This is a genomic window from Ruegeria sp. CH11, from assembly GCF_056537105.1.
This window is the reverse complement of the sequence record NZ_JBQFQX010000005.1, coordinates 285,760-308,030: the sequence shown is the minus strand read 5'-3', so window position 1 is coordinate 308,030 and position 22,271 is coordinate 285,760. Positions and strand designations below refer to the sequence as shown.

15 protein-coding genes are annotated in these 22,271 nt (G+C 57.9%); 12 read left to right on the top strand and 3 right to left on the bottom strand.

Annotated features, from left to right (window positions below; genetic code table 11):
• The 10 genes from ACR0LX_RS11040 to ACR0LX_RS10995 form a co-directional block, all read left to right on the top strand.
• Nucleotides 1-2,828: type VI secretion system contractile sheath domain-containing protein (locus tag ACR0LX_RS11040; RefSeq protein ID WP_480783771.1), on the top strand; the 2,828-nt coding region annotated here is incomplete at its 5' end.
• A gap of 35 nt (nt 2,829-2,863) precedes the next feature.
• Nucleotides 2,864-4,969 carry a type VI secretion system Vgr family protein gene (locus ACR0LX_RS11035; protein WP_480783770.1) on the top strand — a complete coding sequence of 702 codons (2,106 nt, stop codon included), beginning with the start codon at nt 2,864-2,866 and terminating at the stop codon, nt 4,967-4,969.
• Between the two features lie 12 nt (nt 4,970-4,981).
• Nucleotides 4,982-5,593 (top strand): DUF6931 family protein, encoded by a 612-nt coding sequence (locus tag ACR0LX_RS11030; protein WP_480573569.1) that lies wholly within the window; start codon nt 4,982-4,984, stop codon nt 5,591-5,593.
• 2 nt (nt 5,594-5,595) lie between these two features.
• The gene (locus ACR0LX_RS11025) at nt 5,596-5,904 is read left to right on the top strand and encodes a PAAR domain-containing protein (protein WP_170710785.1); all 309 of its coding nucleotides are present in this window, start codon (nt 5,596-5,598) and stop codon (nt 5,902-5,904) included.
• Nucleotides 5,905-5,914: 10 nt separating this feature from the next.
• Nucleotides 5,915-7,348, top strand: coding sequence for a type VI secretion system-associated FHA domain protein TagH (tagH, locus tag ACR0LX_RS11020; protein WP_480783769.1), 1,434 nt, complete (start codon nt 5,915-5,917; stop codon nt 7,346-7,348).
• Nucleotides 7,349-7,386: 38 nt separating this feature from the next.
• Complete coding sequence (gene tssK, locus ACR0LX_RS11015) at nt 7,387-8,727, top strand: type VI secretion system baseplate subunit TssK (RefSeq protein ID WP_480573576.1); 1,341 nt, start codon at nt 7,387-7,389, stop codon at nt 8,725-8,727.
• A gap of 96 nt (nt 8,728-8,823) precedes the next feature.
• A complete protein-coding gene (icmH, locus tag ACR0LX_RS11010) occupies nt 8,824-10,263 on the top strand; it encodes a type IVB secretion system protein IcmH/DotU (protein ID WP_480783768.1) in 1,440 nt (479 codons plus the stop codon).
• Nucleotides 10,263-13,835 carry a type VI secretion system membrane subunit TssM gene (gene tssM / locus ACR0LX_RS11005; protein WP_480783767.1) on the top strand — a complete coding sequence of 1,191 codons (3,573 nt, stop codon included), beginning with the start codon at nt 10,263-10,265 and terminating at the stop codon, nt 13,833-13,835. The genes icmH and tssM overlap by 1 nt, the downstream gene beginning before the upstream one ends.
• Entirely contained in the window at nt 13,835-14,521 is a 687-nt protein-coding gene (tagF, locus tag ACR0LX_RS11000) for a type VI secretion system-associated protein TagF (RefSeq protein ID WP_480783766.1), read from the top strand. The genes tssM and tagF overlap by 1 nt, the downstream gene beginning before the upstream one ends.
• Nucleotides 14,518-15,240: a PP2C family protein-serine/threonine phosphatase gene (locus tag ACR0LX_RS10995; protein ID WP_480783765.1), complete on the top strand. Its 723-nt coding sequence runs from the start codon at nt 14,518-14,520 to the stop codon at nt 15,238-15,240. Before tagF ends, ACR0LX_RS10995 begins: the two co-directional genes overlap by 4 nt.
• Before the next feature lies 1 nt (nt 15,241).
• Here the strand turns inward: ACR0LX_RS10995 and ACR0LX_RS10990 are convergent, their stop codons facing one another.
• The 3 genes from ACR0LX_RS10990 to ACR0LX_RS10980 are packed head-to-tail and all read right to left on the bottom strand — an operon-like array spanning nt 15,242 to nt 19,328.
• On the bottom strand, nt 15,242-16,477 hold the full coding sequence (locus ACR0LX_RS10990) for a hypothetical protein (protein ID WP_480783764.1): 1,236 nt from the start codon (nt 16,475-16,477) through the stop codon (nt 15,242-15,244).
• Between the two features lie 22 nt (nt 16,478-16,499).
• On the bottom strand, nt 16,500-18,716 hold the full coding sequence (locus tag ACR0LX_RS10985) for a serine/threonine-protein kinase (RefSeq protein ID WP_480783763.1): 2,217 nt from the start codon (nt 18,714-18,716) through the stop codon (nt 16,500-16,502).
• 36 nt (nt 18,717-18,752) lie between these two features.
• On the bottom strand, nt 18,753-19,328 hold the full coding sequence (locus ACR0LX_RS10980) for an OmpA family protein (RefSeq protein ID WP_480783762.1): 576 nt from the start codon (nt 19,326-19,328) through the stop codon (nt 18,753-18,755).
• A gap of 166 nt (nt 19,329-19,494) precedes the next feature.
• Here ACR0LX_RS10980 and ACR0LX_RS10975 point away from each other — a divergent pair, with 166 nt between their 5' ends.
• Both ACR0LX_RS10975 and ACR0LX_RS10970 read left to right on the top strand, forming a co-directional pair.
• A complete protein-coding gene (locus tag ACR0LX_RS10975) occupies nt 19,495-20,337 on the top strand; it encodes a M15 family metallopeptidase (RefSeq protein ID WP_480783761.1) in 843 nt (280 codons plus the stop codon).
• Nucleotides 20,338-20,550: 213 nt separating this feature from the next.
• On the top strand, nt 20,551-22,263 hold the full coding sequence (locus tag ACR0LX_RS10970; RefSeq protein ID WP_480783760.1) for a ShlB/FhaC/HecB family hemolysin secretion/activation protein: 1,713 nt from the start codon (nt 20,551-20,553) through the stop codon (nt 22,261-22,263).
• Nucleotides 22,264-22,271: the final 8 nt, after the last annotated feature.

Sequence of the window (22,271 nt, the reverse complement as noted above, 5' to 3'; positions counted from 1 at the left end):
ATGATACCGACGACATTCTGACTGCGATGCCCGAAGTCGAGGAGATCGAAGAGACTGACGAAGCAGAAGATATTCTCGGGGATTTGGCAGATACTGCACCCGAAGAGGAAACCGATGACGATCTGGACGATCTGTTAGGCGATCTGGTCGACCTGGCTCCGGACGAGGTCACAGAAGAGGATGATACCGACGACATTCTGACTGCGATGCCCGAAGTCGAGGAGGCCGATGAGACTGACGACGCTGAAGATATTCTCGGGGAGTTGGCAGATGCTGCACCCGAAGAGGAAACCGATGACGATCTGGATGATCTGCTGGGTGATGTGGCGGACATGGCTCCGGACGAAGAAGCCGAAGAAGATGACGCTGATGATATCCTCGCCTCTGTGCCCGATTTCGAGGAGGCTGAGGATGCGGACGACGCGGACGATATTCTTGGTGATCTCACTATAGACGATACCGATGAGGACGCAGAGACCGATGGTGATCTTGATGACCTGTTGGGTGATCTAGAGGACGCGGTTTCTGACGACGCAGATGAAAGTTCGGATCTGGACGATTTGCTGGGCGATCTGGAGGAGGCTGAGCCCGAAGACGCTGAGGATGCCGACGATCCTCTTGCCGATCTGGATACCGATGAACTGGACGCGGACAGTGACGACGAACTCGATGACCTTTTAGGGGACCTTGACCTCGACGACGAGGCGTCGACGGATGATCTGGACGATCTCCTCAACGATGACGAGGAACCAGTTGCGGACGACGAGGACTTGGATCTTGACGGGTTGCTCGACGATCTGGGTGCAGATGATGACGACGCCCCCGAAGACGCAGGGGATGACAGCGGCCTGGATGATCTGGACCTCGACCTGGACGATTTGCTGGGCGGTGATGACGACGATGCAGAAGAGTCTGCGGATCTCAAGGACGTGGCCGCCGATGAGGATCTAGAACAAACCGAAAGCGTTGAAGCGCCGAAAGGTGCGAATTCTGACGGAGAACCGGTGTTGGCCTTTGGCAAGATGAGCGCCGATCGGCCAGATCCCGAACGATTAAAGCGCACGCGGTTCCGTATTGCCATATTCGGAGATTTCTCAGGCCGTGCCGCGCGCGGACTGATCGAAACTGGCGACGCGTTGGCCGCGCGCAAACCAATCCTTCTGGACCCGGATACCGTTGAGGACGTGATCCAAAGCTTTGCAACCACACTGGTGCTGCCGCTTGGAAAGGATGGCGCGGGGGTCGAGGTCAAGCTCAAGGAACTTGACGATCTGCATCCTGACGAGCTTTACGAAAATGTCGAACTTTTCGACGGGCTTTCAGGTCTGAAAAGCCAGCTCAGTTCCGGGGCCACGGCAGATCACGCGGCCAAGCAACTTATCGCTTGGGGCGAAGAATTTGGTCAGGCCGTTGTACCCCCGCGCAAGACGTCCGGCGGCAATACGGTTCGCGCCGATCTGAAACTGAGCGACTTTCAGAAGCTGATCGGCGACACTAGCGGCGAACTGGCACAGCCGTCACCGGTGGACGACCTGCTGAAACGGGTGGTCGGGCCACATATCCGCAAGCTGCCCAGCCCTGATGTCTCGGCCATGCAGACAGCGGTGGACGAAGCGTTGAGCGCGGCCATGCGCATGGTGCTGCATCACCCCGAGTTCCAGTCGGTCGAGGCGCAATGGCGCAGCTTGGATTTGATCGCCCGAAGCGTCGAGGATGACGATACTTTGGACGTGATCCTTTACGACGTCTCGGCCGAAGAGATTGCAGCCGATTTGGCCGCCGAAGAGGATCTTGCCAAGACCGGGCTGGTCCGTCTGCTGACCGAAGAACCGCTGGACGAAGAGAACGGGCGGGGCGGATACTCGGCGCTGATCGGTCTTCATACCTTCGAGGAAACGCCGCCACATGCCGAGCTGTTGGGCCGGATCGGGCGCGTAGCAGCGCATGTGGATGCTCCGTTTATCAGCGCGATCACGCCTGCTTATCTGGAGATCAAGAAAGAAGACCGTCACCCACTGGTCACCAAGGCTTGGGACACGTTCCGCGCGATGCCCGAGGCGGGGCATGTGGGACTGGCCTCGCCCCGCTTCCTGTTGCGGCGACCATACGGCGCCAAGTCCGAGCCGATTTACGAATTCGATTTCGAGGAGTTTACTGAAACCGAAGGTCTGCGCGGCATGCTCTGGGCCAACCCGGCGGTTCTGGTGACGATCCTTCTGGCGCGGTCGTTCAAACAGAACGGCAAGGCGATGAATTTGGGTTCGGTCATGAGCCTTGGCGGCATACCCTTTCATTTCGTCAATGATCGCTATGGAGATCAGGTGGCGCTGCCCTGCACCGAGCGCAATATCACGCTGGAAAAACACGAACATTCCGTGCAGCGCGGCTATATGCCGGTTCTGTCGGTCAAGGGCCGGGATGAGATTCGGCTGGGCTCTTTCAATTCCGTTGCTGGATCCGAGATTCTGGGCCCCTGGACAGGTGTGCCCGTGCCCGAACCGTCGCCGGATGTGCCGCCCGAACCGGAATCTGAGGCACCGGCAGACGACGATGATCTCGACCTTGATACGGATCTGGATGACGACATCGATGATCTGGATCTGGACGATGATGACACATCGGATGACGACGATGATGATCCTGAAATGGCGGCGTTGCTGGCCGATCTTCAGGGCGGTGGCGACGCGGAGGCAGAAGAGGATGATGCCGACGATCTGGACGACTTCCTGTCGTCTTTCGGGGATGATGATGTCGACTTTGGTGACGGGTCCGAAGACGGCGAAGAAGAAATGGACCCGGAACTGGCCGCATTGCTGGCTGATCTGTAACGATGTGGCAAGACTAGATTTGGAAGGAACGGGAAATGGCGCAAGGTTTGCAAAGTAAAGAGTGGCCCCTTCGGATCACCGGTTCATACTCGTATGGCGAAGAAGATCTGGTGATCCGGCGCGCTATTGTCTCGGAAGAACTTGGCACGCTGACCGAAATACAGGTCGAGTTCATGTCGAAGAAAACCACAATCGCGCTGGATAAGCTGCTTGGCAAGGTCATGACTATTCATCTGGCCGCAGAAGAAGGGGCCGAGCGCAAGTTCACCGGAACAATCGTGCGTGTCGAACGTCTGGCCTTGCGCGACGGTTTCGTTCAGTTTCTGGCCGAGCTTCGCCCGTGGTTCTGGCTGCTGACGCAGAAGACCGACAGCCGCATTTATCAGAACATGACAACCGTCGAGATCATTGAGGATGTCTTCAGCCGCCACGGGATTTCGGATTTCAAGAAAAGCCTGTCGGCGACCTATCCGCAACGCGAATACTGCGTGCAGTATCGCGAGACTGATTTCGATTTCGTTTCGCGGCTGATGCAGGAAGAGGGGATCTACTACTTCTTCGACTATTCGAAAGCCGAAGACAAAAACGAAACACTTGTCTTGTGTGATGGACCCTCGGCTCATAGTCCGATTGAAGGCGAGCCAAAGGTCGAGTTTCGCGGCGGCGACGACTATAAGCAGCGGCATGGTGATTTCATCACGGAATGGGCCGCTTCGGAACAGATCTTGTCGGGCGTTGTCTCGCTGGGTGACTTCGACTTTGAAAAACCCAGCGCCTCGCTTGATACGCGGGCCAATACGGCCACGAGCGCGGCCCATGGCTTCAAATCGAAACTCGAGCTTTATGATACACCGGGGCACTACAAAGAGACCGGGGCTGGCAGCAATCTCGCCAAGGTTCGTATGAAGGCCGAGGACGCGCAGTTCGATGTGCGGCGCGGTCGGGCGTCTGTCAGGTCTCTGGCGAGCGGCAGTAAGTTCACGCTGAAAGAGCATCCCGACAAGTCGCAGAACGCAGAGTATCTGATCACAGGAGCCAAATACTATCTGCAAACCACCGAAGGATTCGGGTTTGAAAAGAAAGACATGGACCTTGATACCGGCGCGCTGGAGTTTCCCGATGATAGCGGGCAGATGTTCATGGTCGAGTTTCAGGCACAGCCTGCAAAAACCGATTTCAAATCGCCTCGGACAATTCCATGGCCCGAAATCTCCGGACTGCATACGGCGATTGTAACCGGCAAAAGTGGTGAGGAAATCTGGACCGACAAATACGGGCGCATCAAGGTGCAGTTTCATTGGGATCGCGAGGGTAAAAAGGACGAAAAGACCACGTGCTGGGTGCGCGTCGTGACACCTTGGTCTGGCAAGAACTGGGGCATGGTCAGCATTCCCCGGATCGGTCAGGAGGTGGTTATTCAATTCGAGGAAGGCGATCCGGATCGTCCGATTTGCACGGGTATGCTGTACAACGCAGACACAATGCCCCCGTACAAGTTACCTGATAACCAAACCCAAACTGGAATAAAGACCCGATCCAGCAAACAGGGCAGCGCCGATACCTTCAATGAGCTGATGTTCGAGGACAAGAAAGACGCTGAACTCGTTCGGTTCCAGGCTCAGAAGGATCATGAGAAACTGGTCAAGAACATGTCCACCATCACCATCGGCTATGACAAGCTGGACAAAGGTGGCAATGGTGGCGACGGGTGCCTGAGCCAGGTGGTCAAAAAGAACGTCGATGAGACGATCAAGGAAGGCGACCACACTTTTACCATCGAGACCGGCAGTCAGACTATTGGTATCAAGACGGACCAGACTGAAACCATTGAGGGCAAGTCGACCCGAACGGTCACCGGCAATGTCGCAGAAACGGTCAAAACCGGGAATAAAACCACGACAGTGAAGACTGGCAACATTCAGGTCGATGCCAAGTCCGGCAAGATCACCATGACCGCGATGCAGTCGATCGAACTGAAGGTGGGCGGATCGTCGATCAAACTGGACCCGACCAGCATCACGATCAAAAGCACCATGATCAAGGTTCAGGCCAATGCCAAGCTGGACGCGAAAAGCCCGATGACGACCGTTAACGGCGATGCCATGCTGACCCTCAAGGGCGGCATGACGATGATCAATTAAGGGGGCTGACCGATGAGTGAACGATTTGCAGATATGGTCAAGGTTCCACAGGTTCCGGCCGCCCGGATGCTGGCTGACGCCAATGCCCGGCTGAGCGTCAAGCTCGACGCCCCGGCGAGTGCGGCGTTAGACGTTGTTCTGGCTGAGTTGGACGAAAAAGAAGCCTTCATCGATATGTTGCGTCTTTTGGGTGTTGCGCTACCGCCACGCGAGCGTGTCTGGTGGTCTTGCATGGCTGCGCGCGATTATGTCGGCGAAGCGCCGGACAACAACACGCCTGCGCTGGCCGCATCCGAGGAATGGGTGTTCCGCCCAACGCCGGAAAACCGCGAAAAAGCCGGAGAAACCATTGATTTGGCCGAACCGGACGACGAGACCGTGAACTGCGCCATGGGCGTGCTATATTCAGAAGGCACGTTGGGAACGGGGGATCTGGCGAACATCCCATCTCCGCCCGGTGCAGCCGAAACCGTGGCCTTTGCGATGAATGTTGTTGCGATGGACAATCACGAAGGCGATTTTGATGCATACCTACAGTTGCTGATTGATCGCGGCGTAGATATTGCTCGGGGTGGGAATGGTAAGCTGGACCGCGAAGAAGCCGGTCCAGAGACAAAGGAGTAGACATGGGATTTCCTCAAGCCCGTGTAACCGATCTGCATGCATGCACGCTGCCGGCCCCGCCGCCAGCGCCGCCGCCTCCGGCGCCGGTGCCGATGCCGATTATGCCGCCTTGTTGTCCGACCGTTCTGGTGTCAAAACTGCCAGCGGCGCGGATGACCGATTTGGCGACCCCAGCGTTTCCGCACCCGATCCTGAAAGGTTCAGCAACCGTGCTGATCGGAAAGCTTCCGGCGGCACGGATGATGGACACCTGTGCCTGCGGTGGTCCGATTCTGCCGCCGTGCTGCCCCACCGTTCTGGTTGGAGGATGAAGACAAACGAATGACGGTCACAATAAAATTCCAATCCACCGGCATTGTGCCGGGCGACGGGCGCCCGGTGTCAATGCAGGGGGGCTCTTTGACCGTGGGGCGTGGCCCGGCCAATGATCTGGTTCTGCCCGACCCTGAAAAAACACTCAGCAAAAACCATTTCGTGATCGAAGATCACAATGGAAACGTGGTGATCGTGGACCTGTCCACCAACGGGACATTCCTGAACTATTCCAAGATTGCGCTGGGGCGAACACCGACGCCATTGAACAATGGCGATGTTCTGACGGCAGGTGGTTACGAAATGGTGGTCGAGATCGGCGCCGATCTGCCCACATTCGAAGAATCGATCCCGCAGCCGATGCAGCAGGCCGGCGTTTCTCCGGGCCAATCGCAGAATGCCCCCGATCCTTTGGCGTTGCTGGATGATGCCGCGCCGGGCGGGGATTTTCTGGATGATCTGTTGGGCGGTGATGCCCCGAAAGGCCCCGGACAGATCGCAACGCCTGATCCCATGGATGAGCTGTTGCCACCGCTGGACGACGATGATCCGTTTTTTGCCAAGCCCAAGGACGTGCATGCGGATATGGGTGGCAGCGATGCGATGCACAACCCGTCGCCTTCCGACGCGTTTTCTGCGCCGCAAGCGGGCGGTGGTGCAAATCTGATCCCGGATGATTGGGACGATGATCTTTTGTCGCCCAATGGCGGATCATCCCCCGATCCGATTCCGACGCCCGAACCAGTCCGGGTTGAGCCGGTCGCGCCGCCGCCTCCGGTCAAGCCGACACCGGGCGGTCAGCCACCGACCCCGGAACCGGCAAAGCCCGAACCTTCGGCACCTGCGCCGGCGGGTGGCGGCGACCAGTCGGCCGCCCGCGCCTTGCTGGAAGCGCTAGAAGTTGACGATCTGAAAATCGATGACGCCGATTTGCCTGCAACAATGGGGCGGATGGGTCGCGTGCTGCGGGCAATGATCACCGGTTTGCGGGAAATCCTGATGACCCGCACATCGATCAAATCCGAGTTTCGTATTGATCAGACGATGATCAGTGCAGGCGGGAACAACCCGTTGAAATTCTCGATCAGCCCTGAGCAGGCGATCGAAGCGCTGGTGAAGCCACGTGTCAAAGGGTATCTGGCCTCGGAAGAGGCAACAGAACAGGCCCTGAACGACATCAAGGCCCATGAGGTGGCGATGGTGACGGGCATGGAGGCTGCGCTGAAGGGCGTTCTGGCCCGTCTGGACCCCGAGGTTCTGGCGGGGAAAATCGAAGGTTCCGGCAAACTTGGGTCACTTTTCAAGGGCAAAAAGGCCCAGTATTGGGAAGTGTACGAAAAGATGTATGCAGAAATCTCGGATCAGGCAGAGAATGATTTTCATGATCTCTTTAGCCGGGAATTCGCAAAAGCGTATAAGGAACAGCTGGAAAAGCTGAAGTAACGCTCTGCTAGGGCGGCAAGAACAAGGGAGGGCAGCCATTGTCCTGGGACAGCAAGGTGCTTTGGACCGAAGGGTTGTTTCTGCAACCCCATCACTTTCAGCAGGCCGATCGGTATAACGAGGCCCTGGTCGCCGGGCTTGCGCGTCGCGTAACGCCTTATGCCTGGGGTGTGAGCGCGCTTGAGATCGACGACGAGGTACTGAAGGTTGGTCAGTTCGCGCTGAAGTCCTGTTCCGGGCTGACACCGGACGGGCAGGTCTTCCGCGTGCCGCAGGCAGAAGACCACCCTCCCGCGCTGGAAGTGCCGGAAACGATCAAGGATTGTGTTGTCTATCTGACCGTGCCGCAGCGGCGGCAGGGTGCGTCCGAAGTTGACCTGAGCGGGGCCGAACAATCGGTCAGTCGTCTGCGCCCGGCCGAACAGGAAATCACCGATGTTATGAGCCAGCAGAAAAAGCCGGTCACGCTGGGTGTTGGCAAGCTGCGGCTGCAATTTGCCCTCGAAGTGGACGATCTGGCCGACAAGCTGGCAATACCGATTGCCAAGATTATCGAAGTTCGCCCGGACAAGGAGATCATTCTGGATCGAGGCTTTATCCCCTCAGTTCTGGACGTGCGCGCCGCAGCGGCACTGGCAGGTTTCATGAACGAGCTTGAAGGGATGCTATCGCATCGCATGCAGGCACTGGCCGGGCGTTTGTCCGAGGGCGGGCCTGCCAAGGGCGCAGCCGAGATTTCGGATTTCCTGCTGCTTATGGTGATCAACCGGAACCTGCCGCTGGTGCGTCACTTTGCGAATATCGAAAACGTGCATCCCGAACACGCCTACCGCGTATGCGCAACCCTTGCCGGAGAGCTTGCGACATTCATGAGCGCCGAGAAGGAAGCGCCGCAGTTCCCGGCGTATCAACATGACGATCTGACGGCCTCGTTCGCGCCGGTGATCCGCATCCTGCGCCAGTACCTGAGTTCGGTGCTAGAGCAGACGGCGGTGTCGATCCCGCTAGAGGCGCGCAAATACGGCATCAGTGTTGGTGTCATCGCCGACCGCAAACTTATCGGCAATGCGGGCTTCGTGTTGGCCGTCAACGCAGACATTCCGGCCGAAGATGTGCGCAGACACTTTGCCGGTCAGGCCAAGACCGGCCCGGTCGAAGAAATCCGCCAGCTTGTGAACTCTGCCTTGCCCGGGATTACGCTGCGGCCGCTGCCGGTTGCTCCAAGGCAGATCCCCTACCATTCCGGTGTCGTCTATTTCGAACTGGATGCCGCCAGCCCATACTGGAGCAAGATGACGACGTCAGGCGGCATCGCTGTGCATGTGTCGGGCCAGTACCCCGGGTTGGAAATGGAGCTGTGGGCGATCCGCAACCAGTAATGTGAAGGCATTCACTGGCTGCGACGAAACAATTTGATAGGGCTACCCATGTGGGTCACACTGTGATGCGGGAGCCTTGAGGAAACAGGTCAAGCGATGTCCGACAAAGATCCTTTTGCAGAACCGGACGATACCGACAAGACGGTGATCCGACCCAATCCGGGTGGGCGTCGTCAATCGGGTGGTGTGCAGCAGCCAGCGGTTCCGCAACAGCCAGCAGGGTATCCCGACCCGATGCAGCAGCCCTTGGCGCCACAGGCGCCGGCGGCTGATACCGGCGGTGTGGGCTTTGGTGTGCCCGAGCCTCAGGCACCACAAACGAAACCTCCGCAGGGTGCGGGCGAAGACGTTGCCGTTACGGGAATGAACCGCCTCAACGCCTGTGCGGCCCCGCTGTTTTCGCTGATCAGCCGTATTCGCAACCGGGCGCAGCACATGGACCCGGACAAGCTGCGCCAGAGCGTTGTGGCCGAGGTGCGCGCTTTTGAAAATGCGGCGTTGCAGGCTGGTATCCCGGCGCAGACGGTCAAGATTGCACGATATGCTTTGTGTGCGACGCTGGACGATGTGGTATTAAACACTCCATGGGGCGGGCAATCCAGTTGGGCCACGCAGTCTTTGGTGGGGACTTTCCACCGCGAAACCGTTGGTGGAGATCGCTTTTACGATTTGCTGGCGCGTCTGGAACAGGACCCGGCCAACAACATCGAGCTGCTGGAATTCGTTTACATGTGCCTGTCGTTGGGCTTCGAAGGCCGCCTGCGGGTCGAACAGGGTGGCCCTGACAAGCACATGCAGATCAGGCAGGGATTGGCGCGGATCATCCGCGCGCAACGTGGGGATGTGGAACGCGATCTGGCCCCGCATTGGGAAGGGGTAGATAAACCCTATCGCGCGCTCAGCATGTGGAAGCCGGTCTGGATCGCCCTTGGCGTGACCGCACTGTTGCTGATGATCGAATTCGGCGGGTTGTCATATGCCCTTTCGAACCGGACAGAAAACCTTGTGGGTCAGATGTCGGTGATCGATGCGGGCCCTGTGGCCGAGTTGCAGCGACGGGCGCCGCCGCCGCCTCCACCTCCGCCGCAGGCGCAGCCGCAGGTTGAAAAAGTTGTCGCCTTCCTGAAGCCTGAGATTGACGAAGGGTTGGTCGAGGTCTTCGAGAAGGGCAACACCCTGATCATACGCATCAAGGGGTCGGGTATGTTCGGGTCAGGATCTGACCATCTACAGGACCGGTTCCGTGAACCGGTTCGCCGTGTGGCGGTTGCATTGAACGACGAGCCCGGTTCCGTCATTGTCGCGGGTCATTCCGATAACGTCCCGATCCGGTCGTCGCGGTTCCCGTCCAACCTTGCGCTGTCTCTGGCCCGTGCAAAATCGGTGATGAACCAGATGGCAGGCGATATGACCGATCCCAATCGCCTCAGCGCCGAAGGCCGTGCGGATAGCGAACCCATAGCTGATAACTCAACCCGCGAGGGCCGGGCGACCAATCGCCGTATCGAAGTCCTGCTGGTTCAGGAGGAGAACTGATGTATTTCCTCAAAGTTCTGAAATTCATCTTCATGTCGATCTACACGGTGCTGTTCTTTACAGCCACCGTTCTGGCGCTGAGCCTGTATTTCTTTGGCCCGTTGATCGGGTCGGACGACTGGCGACCCTTGGATAGCATGACCGCGCGCCTGATCTGGTGCGGGATCATCTACGTTTTCTTCCTGACCATCGCACTGATCATCTTCTTTGTGCGCCGTCGGCGTGAAAAGAAACTGACCGAAGAGATCACGGAATCCGTCAGCGATGGCGGTGACATGATCGATAGCGAGATCACGGAACTGCGCGGCAAACTGAAAACCGCGATGGCCGCGTTGCGCAAATCAAAGAATGGGCGCAGGCATCTGAACGAACTGCCGTGGTATGTGATGATCGGTCCTCCGGGTGCGGGCAAAACCACCGCGATCGTCAACTCGGGGCTAAACTTTCCGTTGGCCGAAGAGTTGGGGAAAACCGCCATCGGCGGCGTCGGTGGTACCCGGAATTGTGATTGGTGGTTCACCGAAAACGCCGTTCTGATCGACACGGCGGGCCGGTATACGACGCAGGAAAGCGATGCCGAGGTCGACAACGCGGCGTGGATCGGGTTCCTGAACCTGCTCAAGAAGTACCGCAAACGTCAGCCAATCAACGGCGCGATGATTGCGATTTCGCTGTCTGATTTGTCTCTGCAAGACGAAATCACGCAGAAAGAACATGCAAAGGCCGTACGTCGTCGCCTAGAAGAATTGCGCGAGAAACTGGGCGTTCGCTTCCCCGTTTACATCCTGTTCACCAAAGCGGACCTGATCGCCGGTTTTGCCGAATTCCACGATAATCTGGGCAAGGAAGATCGCGAACAGGTCTGGGGCTTTACTCTGCCGCTGGACAAGTCCCGTTCAGAACAATCACCTGTTGCGGCATTTGATGAAGAGTTCGCCTTGCTGCTGGGACGGCTGAATGCCCAATCGCTCGAGCGGATGCAGACCGAGACCGATCCACAGCGACGCGCACTGATTGCGGGTTTCCCGATGCAGGTTGCCTCGGTCCGCAAGGTTGCGCATGAGTTCCTGACCGAAGTGTTCCAGGACAGCCGCTATCAACACCGGCATATGCTGCGCGGGGTCTATTTCACCTCTGGCACACAAGAAGGCACTCCGATTGACCGTCTGATGCTGGGCATGGCGCGGACCTTCGGAATTGGCCGTCAGGCCATCGGCTCGGGGCAGGGCTCAGGCCGGTCCTATTTCCTGACACGTCTGTTCGATCAGGTGATCTTCCGCGAGGCTGGTCTGGTCAGCGCCGATGACAAGGTCGAGCGTCGCTACAAGATCACCAAATGGGTGTCGATTGCAGCGACGGTTTTGGCCGCGATTGGCGTTGGTGCCTTGCTAGTGCGCAGTTTCATGGGCAATTCCGACCTGATTGCCGAGGCGCAAGAGGGCGTATCTTCCTATCAGGCCGCCGCAGCAACGCTACCGCCCAGCCCTGTGGGCGATACGGATCTGGTGCCTGTTGTTCAGGCGCTGAATACGTTGCGCGATTTGCCCGCGAACCCGACGCTTAGCGACCCGGACCCAGAACGACGCCTGACATACGGGCTGTATCAGGGCGAAGTGATTGGTACACAGGCCGCGCAAACCTACCGCGCTGCGCTGAACCAACGGTTCTTGCCCCGTCTGCTGCTGCGACTGGAAGAGCAGATGAGCGCCAACATCAACAACCCGGATGTGCTGTATGAGGCGCTCAAGGTCTATCTGATGCTGGGCCTGCAAGGACCGATGAACCAGGATCTGGTCAAGGAATGGATGAACATCGATTGGACGGTGTCCTTTCCCGGCCCCTCGCGCGAGGAATTCAGAGCCGATCTGAACGACCATCTGGACGCGCTGCTGAGCCAACCCATGCGTGAGGTGGCTTTGAACGGCCCGATGGTCGATCAGATACAAGGCATTCTGTCAGAGTTGCCGCTGGCACAGCGTGTGTATAACGGCATCGTCTCCAGTCCCGCAGCAACGGCACTGCCACAATGGCGCATCACCGATGTGGGGGGCCCGGCCGTGGGACGTGTGCTGGTACGATCCTCGGGTAAGCCCTTGAACGAAGGCATCGAAGGTATCTTCACCTATAACGGCTTCAACAACGTCTTTCTGGGCGAGGCGGTCGGTGTGGCCAAACGCGTTCAAAAGGAAAGCTGGGTTTTGGGCCCTCGAGGCGAGGCTGAACAGACCGAACAGGCGCTTGCTGCGCTCAGCCGGGATGTTCTGGACTTGTACTACAACGACTACATCGCGCGCTACGATGCGATGCTGGGTGATATCGACATCGTGCCCATGGAAAGCCTGAGCCATGCGGTTGAGGTTACAAACGTTTTGTCCGGGCCGACATCGCCTATCGTAAATGTCCTCAATTCGATATCGGATGAGACAAAGCTGACCGAAAGCCGCTCGGTACTGGCTGGGAATGACGCCCTGAACGAAGGTCTATCCGACGCTGCCAGCCTCGAATTGCAATCTGCAACCTCGGTGCAGACGCAGATTTTGCTTGAAGCGCTGGCAAAGTCCAGCGGGGTCGGAACCAACGAGCCCGTTCAGGAACCCGGTCAATATGTAGAAGAACGCTTTGATTGGTTGCATCAGCTTGTTGAGCAACAGGAAGGACAGCCGTCGCAGCTGGACCTTCTGATTGGATCTTTGACCGAGGTTTATCAGGAATTGAACAAGATGTCGTTCAGTGGTGTATCCGGCGGTGAAACCGGGCAAGCACTGCAACGGTTCCAGCAAGAGGCGGCACGTATTCCGGGGCCGATGGAAAGATGGGCGGTTCAGATTATCGATGGATCATCCGGCATTACCTCGGACAGCACACGCGCTTCGATCAATGCGCGTTGGCAGGCGAATGTTCTGCCGTTCTGCGAACAGGTCGTGTCTGACCGGTATCCGTTCAATCGCAGGTCGGGTGCAGATGTGGCAATGGGCGATTTTGCCAAGCTGTTTGGGCCACAGGGGCTGATCGACAATTTCTTCAACGACAGCCTGGCCAAACATGTGGATATGCGCACGCGGCCGTGGTCGTGGAAATCGGGGGTCAACGCCACGGATCTGGGGATCAGCCAGGCTGTTCTGACCCAGTTCCAATATGCGGCCGAGATCAGAGAAGCATTCTTCGCCAACGGACCGCAGCCACAGATCCAGTTCCAGATCATGCCCGAGGCACTTGACCCAAAGGCCAAGGGTGTCACTTTGGAGATCGATGGCCAATCGCTTGAATTCCGCCACAAGGGCGGGTTGCCGTCCCCAATGGCGGTGACATGGCCCGGTTCCGTCGGTCTGGCACGTGTCACGTTCGAGCCGCAGAAACGGAACATTGAAAGCGTTTTGTCAAAGGACGGACCGTGGGCGTGGTTCCGTTTGTTGGATGCCGCCGAAGTGCGCCGGACAAATGTCTCTGACCGCAAGAAAGTGATCTTTAACGTCGGTGGCCGTATCGCGATTTTCCAGTTGCAATCGGGGTCTGTTATCAACCCGTTTGCGCTGCCCGCCATGCAAAAGTTCAGCTGTCCGAAGTCGTTTTGATGCAGCAACCGGGGTTTGGCGCATTCGGCAAGATGCCTTCGGTAGGGGATTTCTTCCGGCTTGGTGTCGCGCAGTCCTTTGTGCAGCCTTGGGATGAGTGGATACAGCGCAGCATGTTGGCCGCTTCGCAGGCATTGGGACAGGCCTGGGATGAGCATTACATGTCATCACCAATCTGGCGGTTTTGTTTGTCACCTGGGCTGGCCGGTCCGCAAAAGATGCTGGGGGTTCTGATGCCCTCGGTCGATCGGGTGGGGCGGCGATTTCCGCTGACGTTGGTGGCCGGTTTGTCCAACGAAGGGTCGGCCATTCTGGCTCATCTCCGGGCCTCGGACGCCTTTCTTCAACTCGAAGACCATGCGCTGGCTTGTCTTGAGGACGATATGACCCGCGACCGCTTGGCCGAGGGGTTGGCCGGTTTGGTCGCGCCGCAGCAGCGCCCGACAGCGCCTGTACGTGGGCATGGGAAAACCACGGTTCTAACCCGCGGAGAGGGCTCGGACGACTTGCTGCCTGATCTGGCATCGGGGTTGATGTCGCAAAGTTATCGCAGTCCCAGCATTTGGAGCACCGAAATCGGCGGAGTGCCCCGGATGATGGTTTGCGAAGGTTTACCGGATGGGCCAAACATGCAAGGTTTGTTCAACTTACATGCCGCACTCTGGACCGAGGCCAGGCCACTATGAATTCAAGTCATCGCGTTCGGTACAGCGCGCGCAGCCATGTCGGCCTGAGGCGCAAAGTCAACGAGGATGCGGTGTTGGCTTTGCCTGAAGAGAGTCTCTGGTTGGTGGCCGATGGCATGGGCGGTCATGAGGCTGGAGATTATGCCAGCCGCCTCGTCGCGGACATGGTGGCAGCGATGCCGCCGGGACTGGCCCCATCAGACAGATTGCGTGCCTTGCGCGAAGTTATCGAGCGTGCGCACGACGTGATCCGGCAAGAGGCCGAGGCGCGCGGCGGTGGAACAATCGGGACCACCGTAGCCTGTATGATGCTGGCCAATGGGCATTTTGTCGGCCTGTGGGCCGGGGACAGCCGGATATACCTGTTGCGCGACGGCAAAATTCAGATGCTGACGACTGACCATTCTCTGGTTGCGGATTTGGTGATGGCCGGTCAGTTGACCTGGGACGAGGCGGAACAACACCCGCAGTCAAACGCCATCACACGCGCCGTAGGGGTTGGTGATGTCCTGGAGTTGGACAAAATCCGCGGAGAGGTTCAGCCCGGCGATCGTTTCCTGATCTGCTCTGATGGACTGAGCAAATACGCGACCTTCTCGATGCTTGAAAAAGCGTTGTCCGAGATGCCGATCGAAACGGTGGCCGACCAGTTGATTCAGGTTGCCCTGGATGGTGGTGGCGCGGACAATATCACCGTTGTTGTGGTGGATATCCTCTGACTTAGGAAAAGCCCGGAAGCGGTGGCAACGCGGGAGGGGGCGGCAGTTGCATTGCGGCCAGACTGTCGCGGATCGCACCGATATCCGTATTGCACGCGTCGCACGGGCCCAATGGTCGCCCCGGCAGAGATTTGGCAAGTTTTTTCAAAGCTTCCAGCGTAGGAAGAATTGGCACGGGCGGTGGCTGAACGCTCATCGACGCGGCAAGGTTCATTGCACTGCTTTGCGTCGCCTGCGCACCTTGTGTGACGTCGTCGATCTTGGGCAAGGCGTCCAGTTGCATCTGCAGGGACTGCGCTTCAAGCGGCACAGGCACGTTGAGGCGTGCGATATAGCTGAGCATCGCGTTTACGCGGGCCACGCCAGCCGGGGTAAGGGCGTCAGGGCCAAAGGCTTCCTGTATCGTTGCGAGATCCTGCAACTGATCCGCCATGGCCTGAAGATCCTCAAGCGACACCGGCAAGTTGGGCACGGGGATGGTCGACAGGTTTGCCAGCTGGCTCATCAGCGCCTGCATCAGCTTTGGATCAGAGACGGCGGGTAACCCCATTGCCGCAGGTGCTGCCGCGGCCGGGGCCATTAGCGCCAAGTGCCGCGCCAGATTGACCTTTGGCAGCGGCAAAGCGAACGGGGGCATGGTGATGCGCGGAAGTTTGGCGGCAAAGTTCAGAGCGGTCGAGCAGGTCCCGCGTGATCCGCCTGCCTCGCCAACTTCCATCTTCGCCTCGTGCGAGAAATCGAGCCCCGCCAGCGCCATTGGACAGACCCCTTGCGCGCGCAGGGCCAGTGTCATTTTGGCAGCCAGCGTCATGTTCTGCATCTGAGGGCCGGGTATCTTCGGCATCGTTTGCGCCTGTGGCAGAACGTTTTTTGCAAGGCTGACGACCGCTTGTTGAACCTCAGCGAGCAAAGCGCGGGGATCGGTTAGCGGATAACCGGTGGCGACCAGTTTCATCATCAACGAGATCGCACCACCACCATCGGTCGGCAGGATCGGCGGCAACGCGATATTGGGCGCATTCGCGGCCATTGTCGCCTTGAGATACATATCCGGTGTCATTGCAGGAAGCATCGCATTCAGCTTCATATCCGCTCGGGCCTGCCCCCCGGCGGTTTCCTGCAGCCCCAGCAAACTCAGCAGTTTCATCATCTGCGGAGGCACAGCCTGAACCGACAGATTGGCCGATGGCGTCAGGGTAGGGAGTGTGGCTGCGTTGGCTTTGCAAAAGCAGGGCATGGCTGGGATCGAACCGCGTTAATTATTCCAGGGTTGTCATAATTCTGCTGTCCAGAGACAGGATCTGCGACTCGACGTTTCGGTCCTGCTCACGCAATGCCTCAGCATAGCTGGCAGCGGATTCTTCTGTCGGCCGGAGCGTATCGAACAGCTTGCCGTCCGAGTGGAAGACAAGGATTTTGCTTTTGCCCAAAGATGACTCGTCGACTGAGAACGCGATCAAACTGTCGTTTGCCAGCTTTTCATCTTGCGAATATGCAATTCGAACTGAGATAGGACCTGAATTCCCGTCTCGTAACGACTCGATATCGTTTTCGGGGCGGTTCAAATTCGGCAACAGGTGGTACACGCTGCCCGAGACATCAACGATCGTGACGGACAGGAAGCCGTTTTGCACATCCGCTGGCAGATCGACATCGATCACCGGATTTTGCCCGACAGCAAATTCGCCGGATGGGTTGGGTATAGGTGCGGCGCCCTCTTCGCCAATAAAATACGAGACAGAGATATCGCTTGTAGGCGCAGGGGGAAGGAAGTTTTCGACCAGACAGATCGGCGGGTTCAACACCGTAACCTGCTGCAAGTCCAATGGACGCTCGCCCGCAAGCGCCGTCAAGGCTGTTTGCAACCCGATCAGACTGTCCTGCGACGCCAATGTCCCGCTGACGCGGATCGGAGACTCGAGCCCATAGCCCGTAGTCGGCGCATCGACCAGTTGCAATGGCCCACAATCGGCAAGACCGGACAGGATCGGCCGGATTTCGGAGGCAGGCAGGAACAAAGGCTCAAGCTCGATCTCAGCGCTTCCCTGTAGTCCGGCGGGCAACCCGGCAGAGTAGAGCTGTTCCAACTCGGTATGCAGTGCCTGATCGGTTGTCTGCCCGGTCAGTTTTGCGTCGTTTCCGTCAACGACCAGGCGCCACGCGTCCAGGTCTTTGGCGGCGCTGATGACATCGTTCACTGCGGTGCCCCAGTTTTCGGCGATGTCACCGGACGCGAGCGTTAGGTCCACTTCGCCACCCTGCGCGGTGATCTCGCCCGTCATCGCGTCGCGGGCGCTTTCTGAAGGGACAAAGCCGACAATACGAGGGGGAAGGCCTTCGCGCTTGTCAGCAACAAGTGTGTAGGGCGAAACGACCGGATATTGTGGTCCAAGGAAACTGTCGAAAACGCCTCCGAAGTAACCGCCAACCCCCAAGCCCGCGATGGCCAGAACGCCGACACCAGCGACAAGGCCCCCGCGTGATTTCTGAGGTTCGGTGGGTTTTGACGGCGACCGCTGCGGCGCCTGTGCGGGCGCTTCGGCAGCGAGTTCTGGCGCAGCCATCGCCAAATCTGCTTCCGGCGACTTACTTTTGGGGATAATCACTGTCGCATCATCGTCCGACGCCAGCGATGTCGATGCCACTCCGGTCCGGGCGGTGGCAAGCGCGCGCAGAACCTCGGTCGCGGTCTGGTACCGGTCATCTGGGTTGGGAGCGGTCATCTTGTCGAGGATCGACTTCAACGGCTCGGGAACGCCGTCAGTGTCCAAGGGGTCTTTCTTGTTTTCGACGACTTCCAGAAGATTGCGCCCGGCCTCGGCCCGTTTGCCACGGAAATTGGCCAGCAAAAGCGCACCCAGCGAATAGATATCGGTGCGCTGATCGGTTTTGCCGGACAATTGCTCGGGTGCGGCATAGGCGTATTTGCCTGCGAACTCGCCGCCAACAATGGTTTCGGCGCCGGGATTCGTATCTTTGGCAATTCCGAAATCGATAATGACCGCCTGTGCTGGATCACCATCGCGCAGGATAATGTTGTCCGGGCTCAGATCACGGTGAACGATGTTGCGGGCATGGGCGGCTTCGAGCCCCTCGCACACCCTTTTGCAGACAGTCAGAATCTCACCCGCTGGCATTGGCCCTTCTGCCAGCTTCCGATCCAGACCAGGACCATCCACATAATCCATCACCAGATAGACGTGGCCGTCCGCGGTTCTGTTGTTTTCGGAATACCGGACGACCGCATCATGGCGGATATCACGGATTTCTTCCTCGCGGGTTAGCAGGACCAGATAGTCGTCATTGCTGGAAAATTCCGCCTTCAGAACCTTCAAAGCGGCAAGCCGCCCCGAGATCTCGGAGCGGGCCCTGTAGACGTCAGATGTACCGCCCCGCCCAAGTATCGCTTCGATCCGATAGGTATTGTTCACCAGATCGCCCGGCTGAAACAGGTCGCCTGCGCGGGATTCGGTCATGCTGCCCTCAAGTTCGTTTGTTTGCTGCGGTTGCGATCAGCCGAGAGCCTGGAATTCAACGCGACGGTTTTCATCCGCGCGCGGGTTGTCCTTGTTAAGGGGTTCCGCTTCGCCAACGCCAAGCACCTCAAGCCGCTCGTCGGCAATACCGCAATCGCCGACGAGAAAGCGTTTAACCTCTTTCGCGCGCAACAGCGAGAGATTTTGGTTGTACTCGGCCGATCCGGCACTGTCAGTGTGACCGATGATCTGGAACACGTTGACGTCGACACCCTTCATGGCCTGACACAGCGATGACAGTTTGGGCTTTTCATCTTCGCGCAGCGCGGACGAGGCAAAATCGAACCGGATCTGGATGTTCACCTGATCTTCCTCGGCAACGGGCTGATACTCAGCCGGGGCCGCAGCAACAGCCGTTGTTTCTGTCGTGCTGGTCGCGGCGTTGTCCTGAGTCGATGGCACGATGACCAGACCCCGGGTCTTTTGCTTGTTGAACGCGTCGGTGATTTCGTCCGCTGTCAATTCCGTGGTTTGGGCCAGCGAAGCTTGCGCCGCGCAGACAACAGCGAATGCCGAAGCACAGAAGAATTTGATTGAAGACGTTTTAGACATGGTTTTCCCCTACCAATTTGCGCAACAGCCTACCCTTGGGCCAAATGTCGAACAATGAAGAAAGTCACACTTCTGATAGACATTTTTTAGGCAACCACGTGACAACCCTGCGAACGGCTTCTAGGTTCAGACCCGAAGGCGGCAGGAAACAGGAAACAACAAGGACATGCGTATCGTTCCCGCGATCATCCTGGGTGTGGCTATCATTCTGGCACCAATCCTGTGGTATGTCTTTCCGTTAATTGTGCCTATCGAAGAAAACTATGAGGGGCCCGCAATCGATTCAGGCGCGCGGATCGAGATCGAAATGCTCAGCCAACAGGTTGAAGACATGCGCAACCAGATCGAACAGTTGTCGCTTGAGATTTCACGGTCGCAAAGCGGAGGAGGCTCGGTGCTGCCGCAATCCGGCGATGCTGCGGATGAATATGGTTTTGACGCGACGACGCCGAACGAGATTATCGATGCCTACGCGCAAGTTGTGCTGATTGCCAACCGGAAGAAGGTCAATCAGGGGCTCGAGCTGGCGAATTCTTCGTTCCTGCGAGACACCTTTGGTCTTCCGCGCGAAGACCTGACGGATGACTGCCAGTCGATGACCAACCCGCGTCTTGAGGAAAAGCTGGTTCTGGAAGAGGTTGGCCCCGTGCGCGTACGGATGCTGAAACCGGCGGTCGATTCTCTGCGCACGGTGTTCGAAAACATCCGTCGCACGGATCCGGACCTCTATGCTCGGATCAATACTGCCGGTTCGTTGTGCGTACGTCGGATACGTGGCGCGACCTCTTCGGCCTCAGCGCATGCCTACGGGTTGGCGGTCGACCTGAACATTGATGGCGTTCTTGACACCTTGGGCGATGGCAAAACCCAGCTTGGGTTAACGATCTTGGCAGATTTTTTCCGCGACGAAGGCTGGGTCTGGGGCGCGGCATGGGGGCGCGAGGACTCGATGCATTTCGAGGTCAGTCGCGACAAGATTCAGGAATGGCTGGACGGTGGTCTGCTGTGATCCGGTCCGACCGATAAAAGTTTCTGAAAAAACCAAGTTTTGTGAACTCCGACACAGACAACCCTGACCCGGGGCATGCACATCTGTTGGGCAATTCCAACAGGCGCGGACTAATGTTCAAATCAACCTTGCTTTGGCCCATCGTTTGGGATTTTCTTGAAACCGTTCCATTCAAACGCCCAAGTCGGTTAATGTGCTGAGGTTGCCACAAAAATGATGCATATCCGGCGTTTCGTTCAGCTTGCAGTCCTGATGCTTTGCAGCGGTTTCTTTGTCGGTGCTGTATTGGCGCAAAGCGCATCGAACCTGGCCCCATCCACGTTTCAGCCGCAAAATCAACGCAGTACGGGTCCTGTTACCGTCGCGCGTGATCCCGGCGCGCCTGTTCCGGAAGGGGCCAACCGGCTGATCGTGACCGTCGGCGCGGTTCAGATCGAAGGGGCATTGCCACAGATGGAGGCCGCGAATTCCGGCTTTGTCGAACGTCTAACGGGCAAACGGGTGGCAGTTTCCGAGATTTTTGCAGCCACCAGCCAACTGGAAAACGCCTATACCAACGCCGGATTTGTGCTGTCCCGCGTCGTGCTGCCACAACAGGTGCTGCGCGACGGCGGAACCCTGCGCATCGTCGTGATCGACGGGTTTGTCGAACGGATCGACGCCGGAAAAGTACCAGAACAGGCGCGAGAGCGGGTGGTTGCGATCACCCGACCTTTGATCGGCAAGCGCGGGGTTCGCCTGCAAGAGATCGAACGGGCGTTGCTGCTAGCGGGCGACATATTCGGCATCAGGCTGTCCTCGACGCTATCCGCTGGCGATTCTCGTGGCGGCACCATTCTGACGCTGGATGGGCAATTCAAACAATATACCGGTTCATACGGCTTCGATAATACACTGTCGGATGAGTTGGGACCGGTGAACCTAAGCCTCGGTCTCGAGGTGAATGGCGCGCTCGAGATGGGTGAGACATTCTATTTCCGCGCCGGAGGCTCGCCCACGCGGTTTTTCTCGGATGATGCGAAATACCGCATTCTGGCGGCGGGTACGGTATTTCCGATTGGCTATGATGGCCTGACATTCAACGTCGAGGCCACGTCCAGCAAGGCGCAGCCGGATGCGAACCCGATACCGAACAAAAGCGAATTCGAGCGCCTGTCTTTCCGGCTCTATTATCCTTGGGTTCGGACGAGGCAGTACAACCTGTCGTCGCAATTGATTCTGGACCGGGTCAGCGATTCTCAGGATCTGACAATCGGGTCGACAGACCTGCCGGTTTATGACGATGACCTCAGTGTGTTACGGGCCACTATTGATGCGATTTGGAACTACGATAACGGCACGTTCCTGCGCACCGGAGCGGTCTTGTCGCGCGGTCTGGACGCCTTTGGGGCCAGCACATCAATCGGTCCGGATGACACACCGCTGTCGCGGCAGGGCGCCAGCGCGGAGTTCACCAAACTGGTGCTGTCGGCACAATACCAGCGCCCGCTGAACGCGAACTGGTCGCTGAACGTCAACGCGCGCATTCAAGAGAACTTTGGCGATCCGCTGGTGACCTCGGAACAGTTCAGCATCGCCAGTTCCAGTGAACTGTCGGCATTTGACGCAGGAGAGCTGCGCGGTGACAATGGGTGGGTGCTGCGCACCGAAGTCGGGCGTGCACAACAAGTTGAACTGGCTGGAATGCCATTGATTTTCAAACCGTATTTGTTCGGCGCCTACGGCGTGTTAGGTATAGAACAACCTACTATTGTCGAACAACGCACAACCAAAGCATCTTCGTATGGTTTGGGTTTTGACCTGTTTACGATTGAGGATTCGGCCTATCGGTCCGGGTCGGTACGAGTGGAATATGGGAGAGGTGAACGTGATGACCTGGGGGCAGACGGAAACCGATTCAGTATCGTTGCAAGCCGAAGATTCTGAGCGACTTT